The sequence below is a fragment of the Burkholderia sp. BDU5 genome (genome assembly GCF_001522845.1).
GTDB lineage: Bacteria > Pseudomonadota > Gammaproteobacteria > Burkholderiales > Burkholderiaceae > Burkholderia > Burkholderia mayonis.
In genome coordinates this window covers 45,217-70,965 of sequence record NZ_LOWC01000116.1, presented here as the reverse complement: position 1 = coordinate 70,965, position 25,749 = coordinate 45,217, and the positions used below count along the sequence as shown (strand labels likewise).

Sequence of the window (25,749 nt, the reverse complement as noted above, 5' to 3'; positions counted from 1 at the left end):
CGCCCGTCCGCCGGACGGGCGCGTTCGCTATGTCGTCGAGCCGCCCTGCATCAGGCGGCGAGCACCTCGTTGGCTTTCTTCTTCGCGCCGATTTCGCCGAGCGCGCGCTTGTATTCGTGCGGGAACACCTTCACGAACTGGCGGCGCGCCGCATCCCAGTTCTCGAGCAGCGACTTCGCGCGCGGCGAGCCGGTGAACTGGAAGTGACGCTCGACGAGCCCCTTGAGGAGCGCTTCGTCCGTCGCGCCGGCGTGCCAGAGTGCGGGATCGACCGTGCGCTCCTGCTCGGCCTGTTGCAGCACCGGATCGAGCGCGACCATCGACTTGTTGCACTTCGCGGCGAACGTGCCGTCCGGGTCGTACACGTATGCGACGCCGCCCGACATGCCCGCGGCGAAGTTGCGCCCGGTCTCGCCGAGCACGACGACCGTGCCGCCCGTCATGTATTCGCAGCCGTGGTCGCCCGTACCTTCGACGACCGCCGTCGCGCCCGAGTTGCGCACGCAGAAGCGCTCGCCCGCGACGCCGCGGAAGAACGCTTCGCCTTCGAGCGCGCCGTACATCACCGTGTTGCCGCAGATGATGTTCTCCTCGGACTTGCCGCGGAAGTCGTTGGTCGGACGGATGATGATCCGGCCGCCCGACAGGCCCTTGCCGACGTAGTCGTTGCCGTCGCCGACGAGGTCGAGCGTCACGCCCTTCGCGAGGAACGCGCCGAAGCTCTGGCCCGCCGTGCCCTTCAACTGGATGTGGACCGCGTCGTCGGCGAGGCCGTCGTGGCCGTGCTTCTTCGCGATCGCGCCGGACAGCATCGCGCCGACCGTGCGGTTCACGTTGCGCACCGGCTGGATGAACGACACGTGCTCGCCGTTCTCGATCGCGGCCTTCGCTTTCTCGATCAGCGTGTGGTCGAGCGAGCGCTCGAGGCCGTGGTCCTGCGACTCGAGGTGGCGGCGCGCAATGCCCTCGCAGCCTTCCGGCTGATAGAACACGCGCGTGAAGTCGAGGCCCTTCGCCTTCCAGTGCTCGACGCCGCGGCGCATGTCGAGCAGATCGGCGCGGCCGACGAGATCGTCGAACTTCGCGATGCCGAGCTGCGCCATGATCTCGCGCGCTTCCTCGGCGACGAAGAAGAAGTAGTTGACGACGTGCTCGGGCTGGCCCGAGAACTTCGCGCGCAGCACCGGATCCTGCGTCGCGACGCCGACCGGGCACGTGTTCAGATGGCACTTGCGCATCATGATGCAGCCTTCGACGACGAGCGGCGCCGTCGCGAAGCCGAATTCGTCCGCGCCGAGGAGCGCGCCGATCACGATGTCGCGACCCGTCTTCATCTGGCCGTCGGCCTGCACACGGATGCGGCCGCGCAGGCGGTTCAGCACGAGCGTCTGCTGCGTCTCGGCGAGGCCGAGCTCCCACGGCGTGCCCGCGTGCTTGATCGACGACAGCGGCGAGGCACCCGTGCCGCCGTCATGACCCGCGATCACGACGTGATCGGCCTTCGCCTTCGCGACGCCCGCCGCGACCGTGCCGACGCCCACTTCCGACACGAGCTTCACCGAGATGCTCGCGACCGGATTGACGTTCTTCAGGTCGTGGATCAGCTGCGCGAGATCCTCGATCGAATAGATGTCGTGGTGCGGCGGCGGCGAGATGAGACCGACGCCCGGCACTGAGTAGCGCAGCTTGCCGATGTATTCGGACACCTTGTGGCCCGGCAGCTGGCCGCCTTCGCCCGGCTTCGCGCCTTGCGCCATCTTGATCTGGATCTGGTCCGCCGACGCGAGGTACTCGGCCGTGACGCCGAAGCGGCCCGACGCGACCTGTTTGATCTTCGAGCGCAGCGAATCGCCTTCCTTGAGCGGAATGTCGCGGACGATTTCGTCGCCGATCACCGACTTCAGCGTGTCGCCGACCTTGATCGGAATGCCGCGCAGCTCGTTGCGATAGCGGTGCTCGTCCTCGCCGCCTTCGCCTGTGTTCGACTTGCCGCCGATCCGGTTCATCGCGATCGCGAGCGTCGTGTGCGCTTCCGTGCTGATCGAGCCGAGCGACATCGCGCCCGTCGCGAAGCGCTTGACGATGTCCTTCGCCGGTTCGACTTCGTCGATCGGAATCGCCTTCATCGGATCGACCTTGAACTCGAACAGGCCGCGCAGCGTCATGTGGCGCTTGGTCTGATCGTTGATGAGGTGCGCATATTCCTTGTACGTCTGGTACGAGTTGCCGCGCGTCGCGTGCTGCAGTTTCGCGATCGAATCGGGCGTCCACATATGGTCTTCGCCGCGCACGCGGAACGCGTACTCGCCGCCCGCGTCGAGCATGTCGGCGAGCACCGGGTTGTCGCCGAACGCGTCGCGGTGCAGGCGGATCGCCTCGTCGGCCACGTCGAAGAGGCCGATGCCGCCCACCTTCGACGCCGTGCCCTTGAAGTACTTGTCGACGAGCTCGGTCGACAGGCCGAGCGCCTCGAAGATCTGCGCGCCGGTATACGACATGTAGGTGGAGATGCCCATCTTCGACATCACCTTCTGCAGGCCCTTGCCGACCGCCTTCGTGAAGTTGTAGATCGCCTTCTCCGGCGACAGGTCGCCCGGCAGGCCTTCCGCCATCTTCGCGAGCGTTTCCATCGCGAGGTACGGGTGCACGGCTTCCGCGCCGTAGCCGGCCAGCAGCGCGAAGTGGTGCGTCTCGCGCGCGGAGCCCGTCTCGACGACGAGGCCCGTGCTCGTGCGCAGCCCCTGCTGCACGAGGTGCGTGTGGATCGCCGACGTCGCGAGGAGCGCCGGGATCGCGACGTTCTCGGCGTCCGTCTTGCGGTCCGATACGATGAGGATGTTGTAGCCCGACTTCACTGCGTCGACGGCTTCCGCGCACAGCGACGCGAGACGCGCCTCGATGCCTTCCTTGCCCCACGCGACCGGATAGCAGATGTTCAGCTCGTACGCGCTGAACTTGCCGCCCGTGTAGCGATCGATCGAGCGGATCTTCGCGATGTCCTTGAAGTCGAGCACGGGCTGCGACACTTCGAGACGCATCGGCGGGTTGATGTTGTTCGTGTCGAGCAGGTTCGGCTTCGGGCCGATGAACGACACGAGCGACATCACCATGTTCTCGCGGATCGGGTCGATCGGCGGGTTCGTGACCTGCGCGAACAGCTGCTTGAAATAGTGATAGAGCGTCTTGTTCTTGTTCGACATGACGGCCAACGGCGAATCGTTGCCCATCGAGCCGACCGCTTCCTCGCCCTGCTGCGCCATCGGGGCCATCAGGAACTTGAGGTCTTCCTGCGTGTAGCCGAACGCCTGCTGGCGATCGAGCAGCACGGCCGACGCGCGGCGCTCGGCCGCGACGTCCGCGTCCTCCGGCTCGATCTCGTCGAGCTTGATGCGGACCGCGTCGATCCAGCTCTTGTACGGCTTCGCGTTCGCGAGATTGTCCTTCAGCTCCTTGTCGTCGATGATCCGGCCGTGCTCCATGTCGATCAGAAACATCTTGCCCGGCTGCAGACGCCATTTCTTGACGATCTTCGATTCGGGAATCGGCAGCACGCCCGATTCCGACGCCATGATCACGAGATCGTCGTCGGTGATGATGTAGCGGGCCGGACGCAGGCCGTTGCGGTCGAGCGTCGCGCCGATCTGGCGGCCGTCGGTGAACGCGATCGCGGCGGGACCGTCCCACGGCTCCATCATCGCGGCGTGGTATTCGTAGAACGCGCGGCGGTTGTCGTCCATCAGCGTGTGCTGTTCCCACGCTTCCGGAATCATCATCATCACCGCGTGCACGAGCGGATAACCCGCCATCACGAGCAGTTCGAGGCAGTTGTCGAACGAAGCCGTATCCGACTGGCCCGGATAGATCAGCGGCCAAAGCTTCGGCAGATCGTCGCCGAGCACGTGCGACGCGATCGCGCCGGTACGCGCGTTCAGCCAGTTGACGTTGCCCTTCACCGTGTTGATTTCGCCGTTGTGCGCGATCATCCGGTACGGGTGAGCCAGTTCCCACGCGGGGAACGTGTTCGTCGAGAAGCGCTGGTGCACGAGCGCGAGCGCGGAGACGACGCGCTCGTCCTGCAGATCGCGGTAGTACACGCCGACCTGGCCGGCGAGCAGCAGCCCCTTGTAGACGACCGTGCGCGCGGACATCGACGGCACGAAGTATTCCTTGCCGTGCTTGAGCTTGAGCGCCTGGATCCGGTGGCTCGCGGTCTTGCGGATCACGTAGAGCTTGCGCTCGAGCGCGTCCGTCACCATCACGTCCTTGCCGCGGCCGATGAAGATCTGGCGAATCACGGGCTCGCTCGCCTTCACCGCGGGCGAGATCGGCATCGCATGATCGACCGGCACGTCGCGCCAGCCGAGCACGACCTGGCCTTCCGCCTTCACTGTGCGCTCGAGCTCCTGCTCGCACGCGATCCGCGACGCGCTCTCCTTCGGCAGGAAGATCATGCCGACCCCATATTCGCCGGTGGGCGGCAGCGTCACGCCCTGCTTCGCCATCTCCTCGCGATAGAACGCGTCCGGGATCTGGATCAGGATGCCCGCACCGTCGCCCATCAGCGGATCGGCGCCGACCGCACCGCGGTGATCGAGATTCTCGAGGATCTTCAGACCCTGCTCTACGATTTCGTGGGTCTTCTTGCCCTTGATGTGAGCGACGAAGCCGACGCCACAGGCATCGTGCTCGTTTTGCGGGTCGTACAGACCTTGCGCGGCGGGAATCGCGCTCTGCGGCTTCTGGTGGTCGATCATGGGGACACCGTCTGTAATGGGCCTAACGGCCGTTGAACCATTTGCTTGTTGCCCGTCGCCCCCGCCTCCCGGTGGAGCGCAACGCGGCCGGCCGGGACAGAGCGCACCGCGCCCGGACCGCCGGAATTCGGAATATACGCGACGAATCAATGGAATAGCAAATTAATGCCAATGATTTGCCCCCAATTATCATCTTGGTGCGCGATCATGCACATTTATTGGGGCAGCATCAAAATGGGGCAAAAATAAGCGGCGCCCTCGGGTGCCGCCTTGCGCGCCGCCGTCGACGCGCTCACTGCTGGATGGGCGGCGTGTTCTCGCGCACCTTGCGGGGCCGCCCGCGCGGCAGCGGCGACACGCGCCGGTTCGCCGTGCGCGCCGCCCATTCGCGGTAGGTCTCGCCACCCAGCACCCAGCCCTTCAGCGTCGCCTGCTGGAGCTGATCGGCCTGGCGCTCGTCGAGCGGCTGCTCGCACAGCTCCTTGTACGCGCGCTGCCGCTCGAACGGCGTGTTGCCGAGCGCCCAGTACAGCGGATGGTCGGTGATCAGGCTATCGACGGTGAGGCCGACGTGATGGCGATAGCTCGACCAGCGGTACGCTTCGGGGCTCGTCACGAGTTGCGCGCGCACCGGGCTTATCTCGACGACGCGGCTCGCGAGCAGAAAGTAGCGCTCGCCCTCGATCACGGTCGCGCGATAGCGCCCTTCCCACAACGTGCCGCGTCGCGAGTAGCGCCGGTTGAAATGCGCGACGTAGCGGCGGCCGACCGCCTGCATCGCTTTCGGCAGGCTGGCCTCGTCGCTCGGCGTCACAAGAAGCTGGACCTGGCGCGGCAGCAGCACGTATGCATGCACCGCCAGATGATGATCGCGCGCCGCCGCCTTCAGGCAATCGATGAATAATTCGTAATCCTGGTCGTCGACGAACGCCGGTTGCTGATCCAGGCCGCGTAGAATCACGTGCTGCGGCTGATCGGGAACGTAAAGTCGTGCTAGCCGTGCCATGCTGAATGTCCGTTTGATCGCGTTAGGAAATACCCGAAGGCTCGTATAAGTGCGTCCGCGTCAAAGCCCGTCGCGGTGCGGGAATACGCACGGTCGTGCGAATTCTAGGGAAAATGCTCTAGCTTACAACTCTGTTCTGTTTGAAACGCCGTCGTCATAATGAGCACGCCCTTTTATCGGAGGAGACAAAGGATGAAACAAAAAATGGCCATTACGGGGGCCGTTGCGCTCGCTTTTGCGGCAGCCGCGACCGCAGCGCACGCGCAATCCGCAGGTAGCTTCTACGTCACGACCGGCTGGTTCCACCTCGCCCCTCAGGACAGCAGCGATCCGCTGAAAGTCATGAACGTCGGCGGCACGCCTGTCAACCAATCGGTGCCCAACACGGGAGCCGGCATCGACAATGCCGATACCATCGGTTTGGCCGCCGGCTACTTCGTGACGGATCACATCGTCACTGAATTGGTCGCCGGGATCCCGCCAAGGTTCAATCTGAACGGCGAGGGCTCGCTGCAACGATTCGGTGTACTTGGCCATGCATACCAATGGAGCCCAGCGCTCCTGCTCAAGTATTACTTCAACGATGCGAAAGCGAAGTTCCGGCCATACGTGGGCGTCGGCGCTTCCTACATCTGGTTCACCGGCGCCAAGATCACCAACAGCGTCTTCCAGCAAGGCGTGCTCGGCGGTCCGACGAGCGTGACGACGAGTAACCAGTGGGCGCCCGTCCTCAACGCAGGCTTCACCTACAACTTCACCGATCACTGGTTCGGCGGGCTTTCCGTCTCGTATATTCCGGTGAGCCTGACGGCTACGCTGACGACGCAACGCCCGACGCCAATCGGTACGCTCACGCAAACCTCGCAGGCGAAGATCCGACTGAACCCGATCGTGACCTACCTGAACATCGGCTACCGTTTCTAAGCGTAGTCGAATATTTGGGGAATGGTTAATTCCGCTGCAATTTGTAGCGGAATTTTCTTGAGGTTACGAGGCGGTCATCGCCTCTTGCTCCGGCGGGGTTCCGCCGGAGCGGTTTCGTTCCTGCATTGCACGCAAACCGCCGATTTCATCCTTCACGATCGGCAAAGCCCGGCCCGATCACGTCGATCCGGTCCGTGCAAATGACGTCCACGCCCCACTGCACGAGTTCGCGGGCCCGCGCGGGGTCGTTCACCGTGTACGCGAGAATGCGCAGCCCCGCCGCTTTAACGTCGCGCACGAGCGCCTCGTTGAATTGCGCGTGATGCGCGTGCAGCGACACGCAGCCGAGCCTTTGTGTCTCCTCCTGCCAATCGGCCGCAATCTCCTCGTACAGCATCCCGCGCGGCAGATCCGGCGCCGCCGCGCGCGCGGCGTCGAGCGCCGCCGCCGAGAACGACGACAGCAGCGGCGGCACGGCGGCGGCGCGCCACAGCGCGGCCGCTTCCGCCGCGACGACGCGTCCCGTTTCTTCGTCGCGCTCCGGGCACGGCTTGATCTCGACGTTCGCCGCCAGACCGAGCGCAAGGCAGCGCGCCGCCGCCTGCGCGAGCGTCGGCATCCGCTCGCCCGAAAAGCGCGCATCGAACCACGCGCCGGCGTCGAGCGCCTCGAGGGCCGCGTAGCGCATCGCGCGCGCGGGCCCCGTTCCGTTCGACGTGCGCTCGACCGTATCGTCGTGCAGCAGGAACGCGACGCCGTCTGCCGACAGCTTCGCGTCGAATTCGACCATCGTGTGTCCGTAGCGCGCGCCCGTGTCGAGCGCGGCCAGCGTGTTTTCCGGCGCGAGCGCGCCGCCGCCGCGGTGCGCGACCACGCGCGGATAAAGCCAGGTTTGCAGGATCGTCATCGCAGTCTCGTCGGAAGCGGTGGGTCGCATCAGCCGGCGCGCTTGCCCGTCGCCGGATCGAAGAAATGCAGATGCTGCGCGGGCAGCGCGACGGGTAGCGTCTCGCCGCGCGCCGGACGCATCGCGTGCGGCAGCCGCACCGCGACGTCGTGCGTGCCCCAGCGGCCGTGCGCGAGGTTGTCCGCGCCGAGCAGTTCGCACGAATCGACCGCGAGCGATGCAGGCGCCGCGCCCGGCTGCGGCGTCATGTGCTCGGGGCGCACGCCGAGTATCCATTCGCGCCCGAGCGCGATCTCGCGGCCGACGCCCGCCCCCGCCGCGCCCGCGACCGGCAGCCTGGGGCCGCCGTCCGCGACGTCGAACGCCGCGCCGTCTTCGGACAGCCGCCCGTGCAGCAGGTTCATCGCCGGCGAGCCGATGAAGCTCGCGACGAACGTCGTCGCCGGTTTCTCGTACACGTCGACGGGCGCGCCGATCTGCTCCGCATAGCCGCGATTCATCACGATCACGCGCTGCGCGAGCGTCATCGCTTCGATCTGGTCGTGCGTCACGTAGACGCTCGTCGTCGCGAGGCGCGCGTGCAGCCGCTGGATCTCGAGACGCATCTGCACGCGCAGCTTCGCGTCGAGGTTCGACAGCGGCTCGTCGAACAGGAACACCGACGGCTCGCGCACGATCGCGCGCCCCATCGCGACGCGCTGCCGCTGCCCGCCCGACAGCTCGCGCGGCCGCCGCGACAAGAGCGGCCCGAGCTCGAGGATCTGCGCGGCCGCCTGCACGCGCGCGTCGATCAGCGCGCGCTCGACACCGCGGATCTTGAGCCCGTAGCCCATGTTCTGCGCGACCGTCATGTGCGGATACAGCGCGTAGTTCTGGAACACCATCGCGATGTCGCGATCCTTCGGCTCGAGCGCGTTGACGACGCGGCCGCCGATCTCGATCTCGCCTTCCGTCACCGTCTCGAGGCCGGCGATCATCCGCAACAGCGTCGATTTCCCGCAGCCAGACGGCCCGACGAGCACGACGAACTCGCCGTCGGCGATGTCGACGTCGATCCCGTGCAGCACGTATTGCGCGCCGTCGTAACTTTTCCTGACGCCCTTCAAGCTCAGCGCGGCCATGCTTCGACATCCTCCAGATTGCGTTTCATTTTTCCGAATCGACGAGACCGCGCACGAACCAGCGCTGCATCGCGAGCACGACGACGAGCGGCGGCAGCATCGCGACGAGCGTCGCCGCCATCACGAGATGCCACTCGGTCGCGGCGTCCCCGCTCGCGATCATCGATTTGATGCCGACGACGGCCGTCGTCAGCGACGCGTCGGTCGTGATCAAAATCGGCCACAGATATTGATTCCAGCCATAGATGAACGTGATTACGAAAAGCGCCGCGATGCTCGTCTTCGACAGCGGCAGCACGACGTCCCAGAAGAAACGCAGCGGCCCCGCGCCGTCGATGCGCGCGGCATCGACGAGCTCGTCCGGCAGCGTCATGAAGAACTGCCGGAACAGGAACGTCGCCGTCGCCGATGCGATGAGGGGCAGCGTCAGGCCCGCGTAGCTGTTCGTCAGATGCAGCGTCGATACGACCTGCACGGTTGGAAAGATCCGCACCTCGACGGGCAGCATCAGCGTGACGAAGATCAGCCAGAACGCGGCATTGCGCAGCGGAAAGCGGAAATAGACGATCGCGTACGCGGACAGGATCGATACCGCGATCTTGCCTACCGCGATCACGAGCGCCATCACGATGCTGTTCACGAGCAGCGTGCCGAACGGCGTCGTCATCCCGCCGCTGCCGCGCCGCCAGACGGCGGCGACGTTCTCGACGAGATGCGTGCTCGGCACGAGCCGCAGCGGCACCGTGAACACTTCGTGCGCATTCATCGTCGCCGCGCAGAAGCCGACGTACACCGGAAACACGATGACCGCGATCCCGGCGATCAGCACCGCGTGGCAGAACAGGTCGAAGCCCTTGCGATTCTCGATCATGCGTATTGCACCCTCCGCTCGACGAAGCGGAACTGGACGACCGTCAGCACGACGACGATCGCCATCAGCACGACCGATTGCGCGCCCGAGCTGCCGATGTCGAGCCCCTGAAAACCTTCCGCGTAGATCTTGTAGATCAGCGTCTTCGTGCTCTGCCCCGGGCCGCCCGCGGTGGCGGCGTCGATCACCGGGAACGTGTCGAAGAACGCGTAGACGAGATTGACGACGAGCAGGAAGAAGCTCGTCGGCGACAGCAGCGGCAGCGCGATGTGAAAAAAGCGCCGCACGGGGCCCGCGCCGTCGATCGCCGCCGCCTCGATCAGCGAGCGCGGAATCGCCTGCAATCCCGCGTAGAAGAACAGGAAATTGTAGCTGACCTGCTTCCACACCGACGCGATCACGACGAGCAGCATCGCCTGGCCGCCGTTCAGCGCGTGATTCCAGACGACCCCGAAGTGCGCGAGCGCATACGTGATCACGCCGATGCTCGGATTGAACAGGAACGCCCACAGCACGGCGGCGATCATCGGCGCGACCGCGTACGGCCAGATGAGGAGCGTCCGATACGCGCGAGCGCCGCGAATCACGCGATCGGCGCATGCGGCGAGCAGCAGCGACATGACGAGCCCGCAGACGGTCACGCTCGCGCTGAATGCGAGCGTCGTCTTGAACGACTCGACGTAGAGCGGATCGGCGAACAGGTGCGCAAAGTTGCCGAAGCCGACGAACTCGCTCGACGTGCCGAACGCATCCTGCATCTGCGTCGACTGCCAGAGCGCGACGCCCGCCGGCCATAGAAAGAAGATCGCGGTGATCGCGAGCTGCGGCGCGACGAGCATGTACGGCAAGGCGCTCGCGCCGAAACGGGAACGAGGTGTCATCGACAGGATTCCGAACAGACGTCAGACGAATGCTGCTGCGCGCGGCGGCCGGCGCGGCCCGCCCGCGCGCGAAGCGATGCGGGCGGACTGCGACGGCGGCTGCGACGCGCGGCGGCGGCGGGCGCTCAACCGCCCGACTTCTCGAAGCGGCGCAGCAGCTCGTCGCCGCGCGCGGCGGCCGAATCGAGCGCCGCCTTCGGCGTCTTCTTCTGCGCCCACACCTGCTCGAGCTCCTCGTCGACGATCGTGCGGATCTGCGGCATGTTGCCGAGCCGCAGCCCCTTCGTATACGGCAGCGGCGGCTTGTTCATCATCTGCTTGATCGCGGTGTCCGCGCCAGGATGCTTCGCGTAGAAGCCCTGTTCGCGCGCGAGATCGTACGCGGCGGTCGTCACGGGCAGGTAGCCCGTGTCTTCGTGCCACTTCGCGGCGACGGCGGGCGAGCTCAGATACGCGAGAAATTTCGCGACGCCCTTATACGTGGCCGGATCCTTGCCCGCAAGCACCCATAGGCTCGCGCCGCCGATGATCGCGTTCTGCGGCGCGCCCTTCACGTTCGCGTCGTACGGCATCATCCCGGTGCCGAAGTCGAACTTCGCATACTTGTGGATCGTCGCGAGCGCGCCCGACGACGTCGTCATGATCGCGCAGTCGCCGCTGTAGAACTTCGCGGTCGCCTCGTCCTTGCGGCCGACGTACGTGAACGTGCCGTCCTTCGCCATGTCCTGCAGGAACTGGATGTGCGCGATCTGCTGCGGCTTGTTGAAGTCGAGCGTCGCATCGGCGCCGTCGAAGCCGTTGTTGCGCGTCGCGAACGGCAGGCCGTGCCACGCGCTGTAGTTCTCGAGCTGAATCCAGCCCTGCCAGCCCGTCGTGTAGCCGCACGCGTAGCCCGCTTTCTTCAGCTTTTCCGCGTCGGTCTTCACGTCGGCCCACGTCTTCGGCGGCTGGTTCGGATCGAGCCCCGCCTTCTTGAACGCGTCCTTGTTGTAATACAGCACGGGCGTCGAGCTGTTGAACGGCATCGACACGAGGTGCCCCGTCTTCGCATCGCTGTAATAGCTTGCGACCGTCGGCACGAACGCCTTCTCGTCGAGCGGCACGCCCGCCTGGCGAAACACGTCGGACACGGGCAGCACCGCCTTCTTCGCCTGCATCATCGTCGCCGTGCCCACTTCGTACACCTGCAGGATCGCCGGCGCGTTGCCGCTGCGATATGCGGCGATGCCCGCCGCGAGCGCCTGGTCGTAGGCTCCCTTGAAGACCGGCACGATCTTGTAGTCAGTTTGCGATGCGTTGAATTGCGCGGCGATGTCGTTCACGCGCTCGCCGAGCGCCGCCTCCATCGCATGCCAGAACTGGATCTCGGTGGCAGCGCACGCCGCCTGCTGCGCGCCGAACCAAAGCACGCTCCCGAACGCGAGCGAACGAACCAGCGTCTTGTATTTCATCGACCTCTCTCCTTTTCTCCTCGGTCCGGGCAACACGCGCCGCACCGCCGCCCGTCCGCGCCGGACGCGGCGAGCCGGACAGTTTAGTTTTCGTCCATGACAAACAAGCGTTGATACTCTTTCAGCGCAAAGCGATCGGTCATGCCGGCGATGTAGTGCGCGACGAGGCGCGGCTGCTGCGCGGCGTCCGCCGCCTGATAGTCGGGCGGCAGCAGGCGCGGGTCGCCGGTGAACGCGTTGAAGAGGCCGGTGACGACTCGTTGCGCCTTGCTCGCCATCCGCATCACGCGGTAGTGACGGTACAGGTTCTTGAACAGGAAGCGCTTGAGCGCCGCCGCCTGCGCGGCGATCCGCTCGCCGTGCGCGACGAGGGGCGGCGCCGCGCGCACGTCGTCGAGCGACGCCGGGGCGTGGCGCGCGAGATTGTGCGTCGTCGCGTCGATCAGATCGACGATCAGCGTGTTGATGATCCGGCGCACCGTCTCGTGCACGAGGCGGCGGCCTTCGAGATGCGGGTACTCGGCGAGCGCCGCCTCGTAATGGCCTTGCCACAGCTCGACTTCCGCGAGTTGCTCGATCGTGATGAGACCCGAGCGCAGGCCGTCGTCGACGTCGTGATTGTTGTACGCGATTTCGTCCGCGATGTTCGCGAGCTGCGCTTCGAGCGACGGCTGCCAGCCCTGCAGGAACCGCTCGCCGAGTTCGCCGAGCTTGCGCGCGTTCTCGCGCGAGCAGTGCTTGAGAATCCCTTCGCGGGTCTCGAAGCACAGATTCAGCCCGTTGAACGCGCCGTAGTGCTCCTCGAGCTCGTCGACGACGGCAAGGCTCTGCAGATTGTGCTCGAAGCCGCCGTAGTCGCGCATGCACGCGTTGAGCGCGTCCTGCCCCGCGTGGCCGAACGGTGTGTGGCCGAGATCGTGCGCGAGCGAGATTGCTTCGACGAGATCTTCGTTCAGGCGCAGGTTGCGCGCGACGGAGCGGGCGATCTGCGCGACTTCGAGACTGTGCGTGAGACGCGTGCGGAACAGATCGCCTTCGTGGTTCACGAAGACCTGCGTCTTGTATTCGAGTCGTCTGAACGCGGTTGAGTGCACGATGCGGTCGCGATCGCGCTGGAACTCGGTACGCGCGGCGGGCGGCGCCTCGGGATAGCGCCGGCCGCGCGATTGCGACGCGTGCGCCGCATACGGCGCAAGATGCGCTTCGAGCGCGGCGGTGGTCGGCGCAGCGACAGGGATCGTCTGCTCGCCGCGCGCGCGCGCGGGTTGCGCGTCGCGCGTTTCGCGTGGGATGCCGCCGGGTATTTCGCTCACCGTGTCGTGTCCTCCACGTCAAATGCGCCGGATCGGCCCGCGTCGCGTTACTGGGTGCTTGCCGCCAGCGTCGCGAAAACGGCGTCGTCCGGCGCCTGGCTAATGATCGTCTCGCCGAAGCGTTTTAGCAAAATGAACTTGATTGCGCCCGCTTCCGCCTTCTTGTCGACGCGCATCAGCTCGACGTAGCGCGCATCGCCCAGGCTCGGCGCGCGCGTCGGCAGATGCGCGGCCTCGACGACCTTGCGCAGCCGCGCGCGCGACGCTTCGTCGAGATGGCCGACGCGCACCGACAAATCGGCCGCCATCACCATCCCGCAGCCGACCGCTTCGCCGTGCAGCCATTCGCCGTAGCCGAGACCCGCTTCGATTGCGTGCCCGAACGTATGGCCGAAGTTCAGGATCGCGCGCAGGCCGCCTTCGCGCTCGTCCGCGGCGACGACGCTCGCCTTGATCTCGCACGAGCGCTTGACCGCGTGCGCGAGCGCACCCGGATCGCGGCGATTCAGCGAATCGACGTTCGCTTCGATCCAGTCGAAGAATTCGGCGTCGGCGATCGCGCCCGTCTTGATGATCTCGGCGACACCCGCCGCGAGCTCGCGATCGGGCAGCGTCGACAGCGCGCCGATATCGGCGATCACCGCTTGCGGCTGGTAAAACGCGCCGATCATGTTCTTGCCGAGCGGGTGGTTGATGCCCGTCTTGCCGCCGACCGACGAATCGACCTGCGACAGGAGCGTCGTCGGCACCTGGATGAACGGCACGCCGCGCATGTAGCACGCGGCGGCAAAGCCCGTCATGTCACCGATCACGCCGCCGCCGAGCGCGATCAGCGTCGTCTTGCGATCGGCGTGCTGCTCGAGCAGGCCGTCGAAGATCAGATTGAGGGTTTCCCAATTCTTGTACGCTTCGCCGTCGGGCAAGACGACGGTCGACACACGCTTGCCGAGCGGCGCGAGTGCCGCGCGCAGCTTGTCGCCGTAGAGCGGATCGACGGTCGTGTTCGTGACGATCGTGACGGACGCACCCGCGATATGCGGCGCGAAGCGTTCGGTGCGGCCGATCAGATCGGCGCCGATGTGAATCGGATAGGCGCGCTCGCCCAGGTCGACGTTGACGGTAATCATGCTTGTATTGGCTTGGCGACGATGCCCGCCATCTCGAGCTGCATCAGCACCATGTTGACGAGCCCGTTGACGGACGGCCGGCCGGTCTCGATGACGAAGTGCGCGCATTCGCGATAGAGCGGATCGCGCGCCTCGTACAGCGCTTCGAGCTTGGCTTTCGGATCGTCGGTTTGCAACAGCGGGCGGTTCTTGTCCTTGCGCGTGCGCAGCCAGAGGTCGTGCGGATTCGCGCGCAGATAGACGACAAGGCCGCGCGAATGCAGGCGTTCGCGGTTTTCGGGACGCAGGATCGCGCCGCCGCCCGTCGCCAGCACGATGTTCTCGCGCTGCGTGAGCTCGGCGATCATCTGCGCCTCGCGGTCGCGGAAGCCGGCCTCGCCTTCGAGTTCGAAGATGACCGGAATGCGCGCACCCGTGCGCGCCTCGATCTCGTGATCCGAATCGAAGAACGGTCTGTCGAGCCGGCGCGCGACCGCCCGGCCCACGGTGGTTTTACCCGCCCCCATGAGTCCGACGAAAATTACGTTCACGTGTGGGTCCCGCGCTTGCAACGGCTTCCTCTGCTTCAGTGAGTGTGTCGCGCAGCTTACTGGCAAAGCGCCCGCCTTGTCGAGCCTGGCTCCCACGGGGTTCAGGGCCCGATCACGACGGTCGGCGTGATGTAGACGACGAGTTCGCTGCGCTGCGCGCGCAACGCCCGGTGCCTGAAAAGCGCGCCCAACACTGGTATTTTGCCCAAGAGCGGCACGCGAGTCACATCGTCGCGGTCGTCGCTCTCGAAAATCCCGCCGATCGACACGGTTCCGCCGTTTTCGACCTCGACGCGCGTCTGCACGTGCTTCGTATGGATCGCGGGGCCGGATGCGGTTTCCTCGCCGACGCTGTCCTTCGCGACATCGAGATCGAGAATCACGCGCCCGTCGGGCGTGATCTGCGGCTCGACTTCGAGCTTGAGGGTTGCGCGTCGGAACTGGACGCCGGATACGCCGTTGCCGACCTTCGCCTGATACGGCAGCTCGGCGCCCTGCTCGACGACGGCCTTCGTCCGGTCAGCCGTCACGACCCGCGGGCTCGACACGATCTGTCCCCGGCCCTCCGACTCGAGCGCGCTCAGCTCGACGTCGAGCAAGCGGCTCGCACGCGCGGCAAACAGCGTCAGACCGGCGGTCGCCGCGTCGAAGCCGCCGATCGGCCGTGCGGTGAGGTCGGCCAGCGTGCCGTTGCGGCCGGCGACGACGCCCGTCGCTCGATCGCCCGCATCGGGCGCACGCAGCGCGAGGCGCGCGCCGAGATTGCGCGAGAACCCGCGGTCACCCTCGACGATCCGCGCTTCGATCAACACTTGCCGCGACGGCGTATCGAGCTTGCCGATCAGATCGGCAATCTGTGCGAGACGTCCCGACAGGTCGGTAACGAACAGCAGATTTGTCCGAGGATCGGCGAGCGCCGAGCCGCGCTTCGACAGGGTCCGCTGTCCGGCCGAGCCGGCGAGGAGGCGCTGCACGTCGGCCGCACGCGCGTAGCGAAGCATGAAGCTGCGGCTCGCGAGCGGCTCGAGCTCCGCGGCGCGTGCGTGCGCGTCGAAACGCAGGCGCTCGCGCTCCGCAAGTTCGGCGACGGGCGCGATCCATATCACGCTGCCGCGCCGCGCCATCGCGAGACCGTGTGCTTCCAGCAGCGCGTCGAACGCGCTGCGCCAGCGAACATGGTTCAGACGCAACGACACGGTGCCGTGCACGCGCTCGCTGACAACTATATTGAGGCCCGTGAAGCGCGCGAACGCGTCGAAGACCGCGGCGAGGCTCGCCTGCTGCAGGTTGAGGGAGATCGGGTGATCGTCGTCGGATTCGGCGATGGTGCCGGCGGGGGTGATGGCTGTGGCGGTGGCGGTGGCTGTGGCCGTGGCGGCGTCGGCGTCCGGCGACAGCGAGCGAGGCTCATCGCTCATTCGCTGCGCCGGCGCAAGCGGAACGGGTGGCCCTTCCAGCGCGGCGTCCGCCGTTTGCGCGGGCCCCGGCGCAATGCCGGCTGCCGATGCGACGCCGGCCGACGCCGAATCGACAGACGCCCCGGCCGCCTGCGCCACGCCGTTCGCCGCCTGCGCCACGTCGTCGGCGAGTTCGGCTGCACCGCCCTCGTCGCCTACGTCTTGCAGCCGTTCCGCAACCGAAGCGCGTGCGGAATCGGCTCGCCACGCCGCTACCGGCAACGGCGCGCGATCCGCCGGCCCGACCGATGCGGCCGCCGACCACCCAACGGGCGCCCCAGCGGGCAAAGGCGGCAGCGACGCCGCAGCCTCGCCCGCCGTTGCGATCGCGCACCCTATCAATAATCGAGCGAATCCGCGCATCATCCTGTCGCGCCCCCCACCGTCATTACGCGACGCCTGCCGTCGTGCGTCGCGAGCGTAACGCCGCCGGCTTCGATCCGCGCGAGGCGATCGCCGCCGATCCTCTGCCCCGGCGCGATGGACCACGCGTCGTCGCCGCGCTCGAACAGCGCGAGCCCGCTGCGCCGGTCGCGAAGCACGCCGACGAGTCGCGCCGCGTCGGCGGCGCCTTCGACGGCCAGCATCGGTATCGTCGAAAAAGGATCGGCGAACGGCGCCTCGCGCACGTTCGCGGGCCGCTGTCCGGCACCGGCCGGCAGCGCCGGCCATACATCGAGCCGGGCGTCGAGCACGGTGGTGGCGCCGCCGTCGCGCTTCACGCTTGTCGCGATAGGCACGATGAGCGCAGGCAACGCAGCAAGCCCCGACAGAAAGCGGTACAGCGCACCAAAGTCGCCTTCCGCACTCATCGCGAACGCGTAAACACCGCCGTCGTCACGCCGTTCGTCGGCGCGCTCGCCTTCGATTCGTTCGAGCTTGCGCATCCGCAACCCGCTCGCGTCCGCGTAACTGGCAATTCGCAGCGCGAGATCTGCGGGTGTCTGCCGTTCGCCCAGCGAGCGGCCATGGCCCGCAGACGATGCCGGCGGCGCGGCAAGGAGTCGCCGCGCACGGGCCTCGCGCGAAGCAACTGCTTCGAGTGCCATTCTGCTTTGCTCGACGCCGCCCCAATCCGCGTCGCGGCCCGCGTGCGCGCCGCACGCGAACACGCCGCCTGCGAGCGCTGCTCCCGCCGCGGCCCGCCAACCGGCGCCCGAAATCCGGCGAAAATCGGCAAGCCGCATCCAGGCGAGCCAGGCCGCCGATCGTCCATCCGGCATATTCACGCGCCCTCCCGTATGCCCGCCCGCGCGCGTGTCGCGACGCCGGCGACGCGGCTTTGCCGGCCCCCGGGCCAGCGAATCCGCACCGAGAAGGCAAGCGACCGGCCACCGCCCGCTTCGCGCCCCCATGCTGCCCGCGCGGCCTGCAAGCCTGCGACCTCCATCGTCCAGCCGCGCTGCGCAGCCTCGAGCTCGCGCAGCCAGCGCTCGGCCGACCCGTGATCGAGCGCGCTCGCTTCGAGCAGCGCCTCGTGCCCGTCGCAGCGGATCGAACGCAGCCGCACGCCGTCGTAGCGCAACTGCTGCAGTGCGTCGAACAGATCGACCGTGCGTGCGTGCGGCTCGGCACGCCCGATCGCCAACGCCGCGCGTTCGCGCTCGGCATCGCGCAAGCGCGCCGCCTGCTCCGCTTCTTTCAATTGCGGCGCCCACGCGGCAAGCCGGCGCTCCATCAGCGCCCGCTGCGCATCGAAGCGGGCGCGCTCGAACGAGCGGCCGACGCGCCATAGCGCAATGCCCGCAAGCCCCGCCCAGGCGGCGGCAGCCAACTCGCCGAGCACGCGCCGCCGCGCACGGCGCGCATCGCGCGCCCGGTGCGGCAGCAGATTGAAGCCGCCAAGCCATGCGCGCCGTATCTGCGGATCGCGCGGCACCGCGCCGCTCGCTGCGCTCGGCGTCATTCGAACACCCCGCGCAGCGCGAGCCCGTACGCCACCGCGAAACCCGGCGAATGGGCATACGCCTCGTCGATCGCACCCAGCGGACCGCACGCCGCACATTCGAACGGCAGGACGATGCAGCCGAGCAGGTCGCCGACGTCGGCGAGCGAAATCTGTGCGCCGCCGAGCCATTCCAGATCCCCGGCGACGAACGCACAGCGCGGCGCGCCGGCCCGTGCGAGTTCGCGCAGCGCATCGGCAAGATCCGCGTGTTCGAGTGCCGGATAGCGGATCTGCGCGGCGACCGCGTCGGCCGACACGAGCCAGCCGTGCACGCCGCCCTCGCCGATCCATATACCGAGATACGGCTCGCCCTCGTCGACCTCGCGTACGGCGACATGACGTATCGCCCGCAACGCGGCGGGCGGCTCGCCGTCGACCGCGATGAGTTCGATACCGGCCGACGCGGCGGCCTCCATCCGCACATCGAGATGCACGTGCGCCGCCGTCGCGAACGCAACCTCGCGCGGGGCAACCGCGTCGTTTACACACCAATCGACCGCGAGCGCGTCGCGCGCGAGCCCGGTGAGCCGCTCGGCCGCCGCGCGCACGGCAGACTCGACGGCCGCCCCGGCTTCGCCGCGCGGCCACGCGAGCGTCGCGGTCGAGAATGCGCCGTCCGGCAGCGCCATCACGCCCACCATCGTCCGCCGCGCCATGCCTACCGGCGGCCGCGCCCGCGGCGATCGGCCGAGCGCCGTCGCCAGCGCTGCCGCCACAGCCGACCAATCAGCGTCGGCCGGCTCGTCGAACACACCGGCCGGCAGCGGCTCCGCGTCGAGCGCCTCGAGCCGCACCGTGCCGCCGCGAACGCGCCGACTCAGCACCGCGATTCGCACCGCGCGCCGGTTTACGTCGATCCCCGCTGCAAAGCGTCGGCCGATCGACCACCACGAACGTTCTTGCATCCCTGTCCTCCATGAACGCGCCTCCCGTCGAAGCGCGATACGGAGCCATTTTGCAAAGCCGCCCGGCGCGCCGGGAGTCTGCCGAACGGCCAACGCCTGCGCCGCCCGGCTACAAGCGCGCTACAGTGAGTCATCGGCGCGCCGCGTGGCCGCGCCGCGCCGGTTCCCGTCCGGAACCTTCCGGAGTCCGGCAAAACCGGGCAGCTATAATCGCGGGACTGTTTTTTTGGTGTGCCTATGCAATCTACGAATCCTACGTCCCCGCCTCCCCCGCCCGAGCTTCGCCGCCGCCCGCTGTGGCTGAAGCTCGCGCTCGGTGTCGCAGGCGTGTGCGTGGCGCTCGCAGCCTGCGTCGGGCTCGTGCTCGGCTACGCGCTCGTCGTCGCGTCGCCGAACATGCCGTCGCTCGACGCACTGACCGACTACCGACCGAAGGTGCCACTGCGCATCTACACGGCGGATCACGTGCTGATCGGCGAATTCGGCGAGGAGCGCCGGGACATCGTCCATCTTCAGGACGTCCCGGATTCGCTGAAGAAAGCGGTGCTCGCAATCGAGGACGCGCGCTTCTACGAACACGGCGGCGTCGATCTGACAGGCATCATCCGCGCCGGCATCGTCGCACTGACGAACGGCCATGCGACACAGGGCGCGAGCACGATCACGATGCAGGTCGCGCGCAACTTCTTCCTGTCGAGCGAGAAAACGTACACCCGCAAGATCTACGAGATGCTGCTCGCGTACCGGATCGAGCGCGCGCTGACGAAGGATCAGATTCTCGAGGTCTACATGAATCAGATCTTTCTGGGGCAGCGCGCGTACGGCTTCGCCGCAGCGGCGCACGCTTACTTCAACAAGGATCTGAAGGACATCACGCTTGCCGAGGCGGCGATGCTGGCCGGCCTGCCGAAAGCACCGTCCGCGTACAATCCGGTCGCCAACCCGAAGCGCGCGAAGGTCCGGCAGCAGTACATCCTGCAGCGGATGCTCGAACTGAACTTCATCACGCGCGAACAGTACGACGAGGCGATCGCCGAGCCGCTCGTCGTCAAGAGCCCGAGCCGTGAATACAGCGTGCACGCGGAATACATCGCCGAGATGGTGCGGCAGATGATGTACGCGCAGTACAAGGACGAGGCGTACACGCGCGGGCTCAACGTCGTCACGACGATCGATTCCGCAGACCAGACGCTCGCGTACCGCGCGCTGCGCAAGGGCCTGATGACGTATGACCGGCGCCGCGGCTATCGCGGGCCGGAAGGCTTCATCGAGCTTGCCGCGAACGCGGACGACCGCGAGCAGGCGATCGACGACGCGCTCGTCGATCATCCGGACAACGGCGAGCTGATCGCGGCCGTCGTCACCGAGGCGAGCCCGCGGCAGATTCGCGTCGTATTCTCGAACGGCGGCGACGCAACGGTGAGCGGCGACGATCTGCGCTTCGCCGCCAGCTCGCTGTCGACGAATGCGCAGCCGAACAAGCGGATCCGCCCCGGCGCGATCGTGCGCGTCTTCAAGAACGACGACGGCTCATGGGCGATCGGGCAGTTGCCGCAGGTCGAAGGCGCGTTCGTTTCGATCGTTCCGCAGGACGGCGCGATCCGCTCGCTGATCGGCGGCTTCGATTTCAACAAGAACAAGTTCAACCACGTAACGCAGGCGTGGCGACAGCCGGGCTCGTCGTTCAAGCCGTTCATCTACTCGGCATCGCTCGACAAGGGGCTCGGCCCCGCGACGATCATCAACGACGGCCCGCTTTACTTCAGCGCCGCCGAAACGGGCGGCCAGCCGTGGGAGCCGAAGAACTACGGCGGCGGCTTCGAAGGCCCGATGTCGATGCGCACCGCGCTGCAGCGCTCGCGCAACCTGGTGTCGATCCGCATCCTCAACCACATCGGCCCCAAATACGCACAGCAGTACATCACGCACTTCGGCTTCGACGCGGATCGCCACCCGGCTTACCTGCCGATGGCGCTCGGCGCGGGCCTCGTCACGCCGCTGCAAATGGCGGGCGCGTTCTCGGTGTTCGCGAACGGCGGCTACCGGATCAATCCGTATCTGATCGCCGAAGTGACCGATTCAAGCGGCAACATGGTCGCGCGCGCACAGCCGCTCGTCGCCGAGCAGAACGCGCCGCGCGCGATCGATCCTCGCAACGCGTACGTGATGAACAGCCTGTTGCAGAGCGTCGCACAGCGTGGCACGGGCGCACGCTCGAACGTGCTGAAGCGTACCGATCTCGCGGGCAAGACCGGTACGACGAACGACTCGCGCGACGCGTGGTTCGGCGGCTACCAGCACACGCTCGCGGCGATCGCGTGGATCGGCTACGACAGCCCGCGCAGCCTCGGCGATCGCGAAACCGGCGGCGGTCTCGCATTGCCCGTATGGATCGACTACATGGGCCCCGCGCTCAAGAACGTGCCGGAATACAAGATGCCGATGCCCGACGGCGTCGCGACGCTCGGCGGCGAACTGTATTTCGATCAGTTCACGCCGGGCCACGGCTTCGTCGCGACGGTCGGCGTGAACCTGCCAGCCGCGCCGCCCGACTCCGCAAGCATCGTGCCCGAGCACGTCGACGAGCAGGAGAAGCAGGACATCATGAACCTGTTCCGCGGCGGCAACTGAGCGTCGTTCGCCAAACGAAAAAGCGGCCTTCGGCCGCTTTTTCCATCTGGGGCTCTGCTCGGCGGCGCTCGCACGGCGTGCGCTCGCCTGCGCGCCGCAGCCGAATCACGCGCTGAACGTGATCGGCATTCCGGCCTGCTGGGTCGCGTAGCCGGTCAGCGCCGCGAAGAACTCCTGGCCGCTGCGCGTATCGCGCCACGCGCCGTCGACGAACCGGTAATGGAAACCGCCCGCTTTCGCGGCGATCCAGACTTCCTGCATCGGCGGCTGCAGGTTCACGATGATCTTCGAGCCGTTCTCGAACGTGAGCGTGAGCACGCTGCCGTTGCGCTCGAGATCAATGTCGGCGTCGCCGTCGTTGGCGTCGTCGACCGACCGCTCGACGGCCGTCAGCACGGCTTCGGCCCGGGTCAGGTAATCAGTATCGGACATGCTAAACTCTATCGATTCAATTGTTTAGGGACGGTCATGCGTATCGTTTTCCAGATGAGCGCGATTGTAGCGGCTTTGGCGCTCGCAGGCTGCGGCCAGCGCGGCCCGCTGTACATGCCGGTCGTGCCGCCGCTGCCGCCCAAGCCAACTGAACAGACGCTGCCGCCGTCGGACGTGACGCCCGACGCCGAAACGGCGTCGGTGCGCGACAACGGCGCATCCGGCGCCGCCGGCGCGCCGCTCACGCTGTCGCCCGACCTGTCGACGCAACGCACGCCGCAGGCGGCACCCGCGTCCGGCGCCTCTTCCGCCCAATGACCGATCCTGCATGACTCAAGCTGCATTTGACTATGTCGACGGCGCGCTCCACGCCGAGCGCATCGCCGCCGCCGAACTCGCCGATCGTTTCGGCACCCCGCTGTTCGTCTATTCGCGCGCCGCGCTCACCGCGGCCTACGAGGCCTATGCAAATGCGTGCGCGGGCCGCCGCGCGTCGATTCACGTCGCCGTGAAGGCGAACAGCAACCTCGGCGTGCTGAACGTGTTCGCGCGGCTCGGCGCGGGCTTCGACATCGTGTCGGGCGGCGAGCTCGCCCGCGTGCTCGCGGCAGGCGGCCGTGCGCAGGACGTCGTGTTCTCTGGCGTCGGCAAGAGCGCGGACGAAATGCGCGCCGCGCTCGAAGCGGGCGTCAAATGCTTCAACGTCGAATCGATTCCGGAGCTCGACCGGCTGAACGCCGTCGCAGCGTCGCTCGGCAAGCGCGCGCCCGTGTCGCTGCGCGTGAATCCGGATGTCGATCCGAAAACGCACCCGTACATCTCGACCGGGCTGAAGGCGAACAAGTTCGGCATTGCGTTCGACGAAGCGCGCGCGACCTACCGCGCGGCGGCCGCGTTGCCGAACCTCGATGTGGTCGGCATCGACTGCCACATCGGCTCGCAGATCACCGAACTGAGCCCGTACCTCGACGCGATCGACAAGCTGCTCGACCTCGTCGAGCAGATCGAGGCGGACGGCGTGAAGATCCACCACGTCGACGTCGGCGGCGGGCTCGGCATCACGTACGACGACGAAACGCCGCCCGACATCGGCGCCTACGTGCGCGCGGTGCTCGAGCGCATCGACGCGCGCGGCCACGGCCATCGCGAGATATGGTTCGAGCCGGGCCGCTCGCTGACGGGCAACGCGGGCATTCTGCTCACGCGCGTCGAATTCCTGAAGCAGGGCGACGAAAAGAACTTCGCGATCGTCGACGCGGCGATGAACGATCTCGCACGTCCGGCGATGTACGAAGCGTTTCACGCAATCGAGCCGGTGAAGCCGCGCACGGACATCGCGGCGGCGGTCTACGACGTCGTCGGTCCGGTCTGCGAGAGCGGCGACTGGCTCGGCCGCGAGCGATCGCTCGCGATCGCGCCGGGCGATCTGCTCGCGATTCGCTCCGCAGGCGCGTACGGCTTTACGATGAGCTCGAACTACAACACGCGGCCGCGCGCGGCCGAGGTGATCGTCGACGGCGCGAACGCGTATCTCGTGCGGCCGCGCGAGACGGTCGAAAGCCTGTTCGAGCGCGAATCGGTCCTGTCCGACGGCAAGTGAGCGAACACCGGCTCGCATGCGCGGCCAGCCGGTGAGATCCGATCAAATGGCAAAAGGCGATGTCCGTTCATTCGGGCATCGCCTTTTTGTGTGCGTGCCGCGCAATGCGACATACGTCGTACATGCGATATGCGCAATGCGTACGCGACACGCGACACGCTACGATACACGCCCGCCTGCCTGAGCCCCGCGCCAGCGCTGCCGCGCCCACACGGCTACCCGCCAGCCGAGCAACACGAGCACGATCACGCCGTACAGCTTCGGCAGCACGAGATCGTGCTTGCCCGCCTTCATCCACCAGAAATGCAGGATGCCGAACGTCGCGATCGCATAAATCGCCCTGTGCAGCGTCTGCCAGTGCCGGCCGAGCCGACGCGCGATCGCGCGCGGCGACGTCGCGGCGAGCGGAATCAGCAGCACGAACGCGACGAAACCGACGGTGATGAACGGGCGCTTCACGACATCCTTCACGATATCCATCACGTCGAACCACTTGTCGAACCAGATGTAAGTCGTGAAGTGCAGCATCGCGTAGAAAAATGCGTAGAGCCCGAGCATGCGCCGCAGCCGCAGCAGCGCGTTGATGCCCGTCAGCCGGCGCAGCGGTGTGACGGCGAGCGTGATGCACAGGAACACGAGCGTCCAGAGCCCCGTCGAGCGCGTGATGAACTCGATCGGATTCGCGCCCAGCCGGTCGGTCATCCCGAAGAACACGATGCGCGCGAGCGGATACAGCGACGCGACGAACACGGCGATCTTCACGGGCGCGAGCCAGCGCGGCGCGCCGCCCGCCCGGCCAACGTCCCGGCGCGGCGCGCGGCCGCGCACGCCGGCGCCCGCGGTCGTCCCGGCGAATGTCGAGGGTTGCATATCGTTCTCCATTCGCCGTTACTCAGAAGTACTTCTTCAGATCCATGCCGCGATACATCGACGCGACCCAATCGCCATAGCCGTTGAACATCAGCGTCTTGCGCTTCGGCGTGAAGAATCCGTCTTCGCCGATGCGCCGCTCGGTCGCCTGGCTCCAGCGCGGATGGTCGACGTTCGGATTGACGTTCGAATAAAAGCCGTATTCGTTCGGCGCGTACGTGTTCCAGCTCGTCGGCGGCTGATGCTCGACGAAGCGGATCTTTACGATCGACTTCGCGCTCTTGAAGCCGTATTTCCACGGCACGATCACCCGCACCGGCGCGCCGTTCTGATTCGGCAGCACCTGTCCATAGACGCCCATCGTGAGCAGCGTCAGCGGATTCATCGCCTCGTCCATCCGCAGTCCTTCGGAATACGGCCAGTCGAGGATCGGCGCCGACAGCCCCGCCATCTGCGACGGATCCGCGAGCGTGATGAATTGCACGTATTTCGCGTTGCCGGTCGGCTCGACTCGCTTGATGAGCTCCGCGAGCGGAACGCCGATCCACGGAATCACCATCGACCAGCCCTCGACGCATCGCAGCCGGTACACGCGCTCTTCGAGCGGCGCGAGCTTCAGCAGCTCGTCGATGTCGTAGACCTTCGGATTCCTGATCTCGCCCTCGACCGACACGCGCCACGGATGCGGCCGCAGCGTGCCGGCGTTGCGCGACGGATCGCCCTTGTCGGTGCCGAATTCGTAGAAGTTGTTATAGGTCGTGATGTCTTTGAACGACGTCACCTTCTCAGGGACGACGAACTTCGGATTGGTCTGCGCAGCGAGCTTGCGCGCCTTCGGATCCGGCGACGAGTAAGCCGCGAACGCGAGCCCGTGCGCGCCGATGAGCCCGCCCGCCGCGGCGACGCCCGCCGCCTGCAGGATACGGCGGCGGTTCTCGAACACCGCTTGCGGCGTGATTTCGCTGCGCGGGATGTCGTCGCCGGCAAGCGTTGCGCGCTGCGCCTTCTTGATCAACATGTC

The 25,749-nt window shown here is 66.9% G+C and carries 21 protein-coding genes; 4 read left to right on the top strand and 17 right to left on the bottom strand.

Annotation, left to right across the window (positions count from 1 at the left end):
* Positions 1–50 precede the first annotated feature (50 nt).
* Together WS69_RS18855 and WS69_RS18850 are read right to left on the bottom strand one after the other, a co-directional pair.
* The gene (locus WS69_RS18855) at positions 51–4,754 is read right to left on the bottom strand and encodes a glutamate synthase-related protein (RefSeq protein WP_059472213.1); all 4,704 of its coding nucleotides are present in this window, start codon (positions 4,752–4,754) and stop codon (positions 51–53) included.
* A gap of 292 nt (positions 4,755–5,046) precedes the next feature.
* The gene (locus WS69_RS18850) at positions 5,047–5,760 is read right to left on the bottom strand and encodes a transposase (RefSeq protein WP_010106907.1); all 714 of its coding nucleotides are present in this window, start codon (positions 5,758–5,760) and stop codon (positions 5,047–5,049) included.
* A 192-nt stretch (positions 5,761–5,952) separates the two neighbouring features.
* On the opposite strand from WS69_RS18850, the gene WS69_RS18845 reads away from it, so the two are divergent.
* Complete coding sequence (locus tag WS69_RS18845; RefSeq protein ID WP_059472212.1) at positions 5,953–6,684, top strand: OmpW/AlkL family protein; 732 nt, start codon at positions 5,953–5,955, stop codon at positions 6,682–6,684.
* A gap of 145 nt (positions 6,685–6,829) precedes the next feature.
* Here WS69_RS18845 and ugpQ read toward each other — a convergent pair whose 3' ends face one another.
* From ugpQ to pilM, 12 genes are all read right to left on the bottom strand, one after another.
* Entirely contained in the window at positions 6,830–7,591 is a 762-nt protein-coding gene (gene ugpQ / locus WS69_RS18840; protein ID WP_059472255.1) for a glycerophosphodiester phosphodiesterase, read from the bottom strand.
* Positions 7,592–7,620: 29 nt separating this feature from the next.
* On the bottom strand, positions 7,621–8,712 hold the full coding sequence (locus WS69_RS18835; protein ID WP_059472211.1) for a sn-glycerol-3-phosphate import ATP-binding protein UgpC: 1,092 nt from the start codon (positions 8,710–8,712) through the stop codon (positions 7,621–7,623).
* 25 nt (positions 8,713–8,737) lie between these two features.
* Positions 8,738–9,583: a sn-glycerol-3-phosphate ABC transporter permease UgpE gene (gene ugpE / locus WS69_RS18830; protein WP_059472210.1), complete on the bottom strand. Its 846-nt coding sequence runs from the start codon at positions 9,581–9,583 to the stop codon at positions 8,738–8,740.
* Positions 9,580–10,464: a sn-glycerol-3-phosphate ABC transporter permease UgpA gene (ugpA, locus tag WS69_RS18825; RefSeq protein ID WP_059472209.1), complete on the bottom strand. Its 885-nt coding sequence runs from the start codon at positions 10,462–10,464 to the stop codon at positions 9,580–9,582. The genes ugpE and ugpA overlap by 4 nt, the downstream gene beginning before the upstream one ends.
* Positions 10,465–10,589: 125 nt before the next feature.
* Positions 10,590–11,915: a sn-glycerol-3-phosphate ABC transporter substrate-binding protein UgpB gene (gene ugpB / locus WS69_RS18820; protein WP_059472208.1), complete on the bottom strand. Its 1,326-nt coding sequence runs from the start codon at positions 11,913–11,915 to the stop codon at positions 10,590–10,592.
* Positions 11,916–11,998: 83 nt separating this feature from the next.
* Positions 11,999–13,228, bottom strand: coding sequence for a deoxyguanosinetriphosphate triphosphohydrolase (locus WS69_RS18815; RefSeq protein WP_059472207.1), 1,230 nt, complete (start codon positions 13,226–13,228; stop codon positions 11,999–12,001).
* A 47-nt stretch (positions 13,229–13,275) separates the two neighbouring features.
* The gene (aroB, locus tag WS69_RS18810) at positions 13,276–14,355 is read right to left on the bottom strand and encodes a 3-dehydroquinate synthase (protein WP_059472206.1); all 1,080 of its coding nucleotides are present in this window, start codon (positions 14,353–14,355) and stop codon (positions 13,276–13,278) included.
* Positions 14,352–14,906 (bottom strand): shikimate kinase, encoded by a 555-nt coding sequence (locus WS69_RS18805; protein ID WP_059472205.1) that lies wholly within the window; start codon positions 14,904–14,906, stop codon positions 14,352–14,354. The genes aroB and WS69_RS18805 overlap by 4 nt, the downstream gene beginning before the upstream one ends.
* Positions 14,907–14,986: 80 nt before the next feature.
* Positions 14,987–16,708, bottom strand: coding sequence for a type IV pilus secretin PilQ (locus WS69_RS18800; protein WP_059472204.1), 1,722 nt, complete (start codon positions 16,706–16,708; stop codon positions 14,987–14,989).
* Positions 16,705–17,505 carry a hypothetical protein gene (locus WS69_RS18795; protein WP_059472254.1) on the bottom strand — a complete coding sequence of 267 codons (801 nt, stop codon included), beginning with the start codon at positions 17,503–17,505 and terminating at the stop codon, positions 16,705–16,707. The genes WS69_RS18800 and WS69_RS18795 overlap by 4 nt, the downstream gene beginning before the upstream one ends.
* Positions 17,506–17,567: 62 nt before the next feature.
* On the bottom strand, positions 17,568–18,248 hold the full coding sequence (locus WS69_RS18790) for a hypothetical protein (protein WP_059472203.1): 681 nt from the start codon (positions 18,246–18,248) through the stop codon (positions 17,568–17,570).
* Positions 18,245–19,195 (bottom strand): pilus assembly protein PilM, encoded by a 951-nt coding sequence (gene pilM, locus WS69_RS18785; protein WP_059472202.1) that lies wholly within the window; start codon positions 19,193–19,195, stop codon positions 18,245–18,247. Before pilM ends, WS69_RS18790 begins: the two co-directional genes overlap by 4 nt.
* Before the next feature lie 237 nt (positions 19,196–19,432).
* On the opposite strand from pilM, the gene WS69_RS18780 reads away from it, so the two are divergent.
* Positions 19,433–21,826 (top strand): penicillin-binding protein 1A, encoded by a 2,394-nt coding sequence (locus WS69_RS18780; protein WP_059472201.1) that lies wholly within the window; start codon positions 19,433–19,435, stop codon positions 21,824–21,826.
* Positions 21,827–21,931: 105 nt separating this feature from the next.
* Here WS69_RS18780 and cyaY read toward each other — a convergent pair whose 3' ends face one another.
* A complete protein-coding gene (gene cyaY, locus WS69_RS18775; RefSeq protein WP_059472200.1) occupies positions 21,932–22,258 on the bottom strand; it encodes an iron donor protein CyaY in 327 nt (108 codons plus the stop codon).
* Between the two features lie 36 nt (positions 22,259–22,294).
* Here cyaY and lptM point away from each other — a divergent pair, with 36 nt between their 5' ends.
* Both lptM and lysA read left to right on the top strand, forming a co-directional pair.
* Positions 22,295–22,576, top strand: a complete 282-nt coding sequence (gene lptM / locus WS69_RS18770; protein WP_059472199.1) for an LPS translocon maturation chaperone LptM — start codon at positions 22,295–22,297, stop codon at positions 22,574–22,576.
* Between the two features lie 10 nt (positions 22,577–22,586).
* Positions 22,587–23,858: a diaminopimelate decarboxylase gene (gene lysA / locus WS69_RS18765; protein ID WP_059472198.1), complete on the top strand. Its 1,272-nt coding sequence runs from the start codon at positions 22,587–22,589 to the stop codon at positions 23,856–23,858.
* A 159-nt stretch (positions 23,859–24,017) separates the two neighbouring features.
* Here the strand turns inward: lysA and msrQ are convergent, their stop codons facing one another.
* A complete protein-coding gene (gene msrQ, locus WS69_RS18760) occupies positions 24,018–24,740 on the bottom strand; it encodes a protein-methionine-sulfoxide reductase heme-binding subunit MsrQ (RefSeq protein WP_059472197.1) in 723 nt (240 codons plus the stop codon).
* Positions 24,741–24,750: 10 nt separating this feature from the next.
* On the bottom strand, positions 24,751–25,746 hold the full coding sequence (msrP, locus tag WS69_RS18755; RefSeq protein WP_059472196.1) for a protein-methionine-sulfoxide reductase catalytic subunit MsrP: 996 nt from the start codon (positions 25,744–25,746) through the stop codon (positions 24,751–24,753).
* Positions 25,747–25,749: the final 3 nt, after the last annotated feature.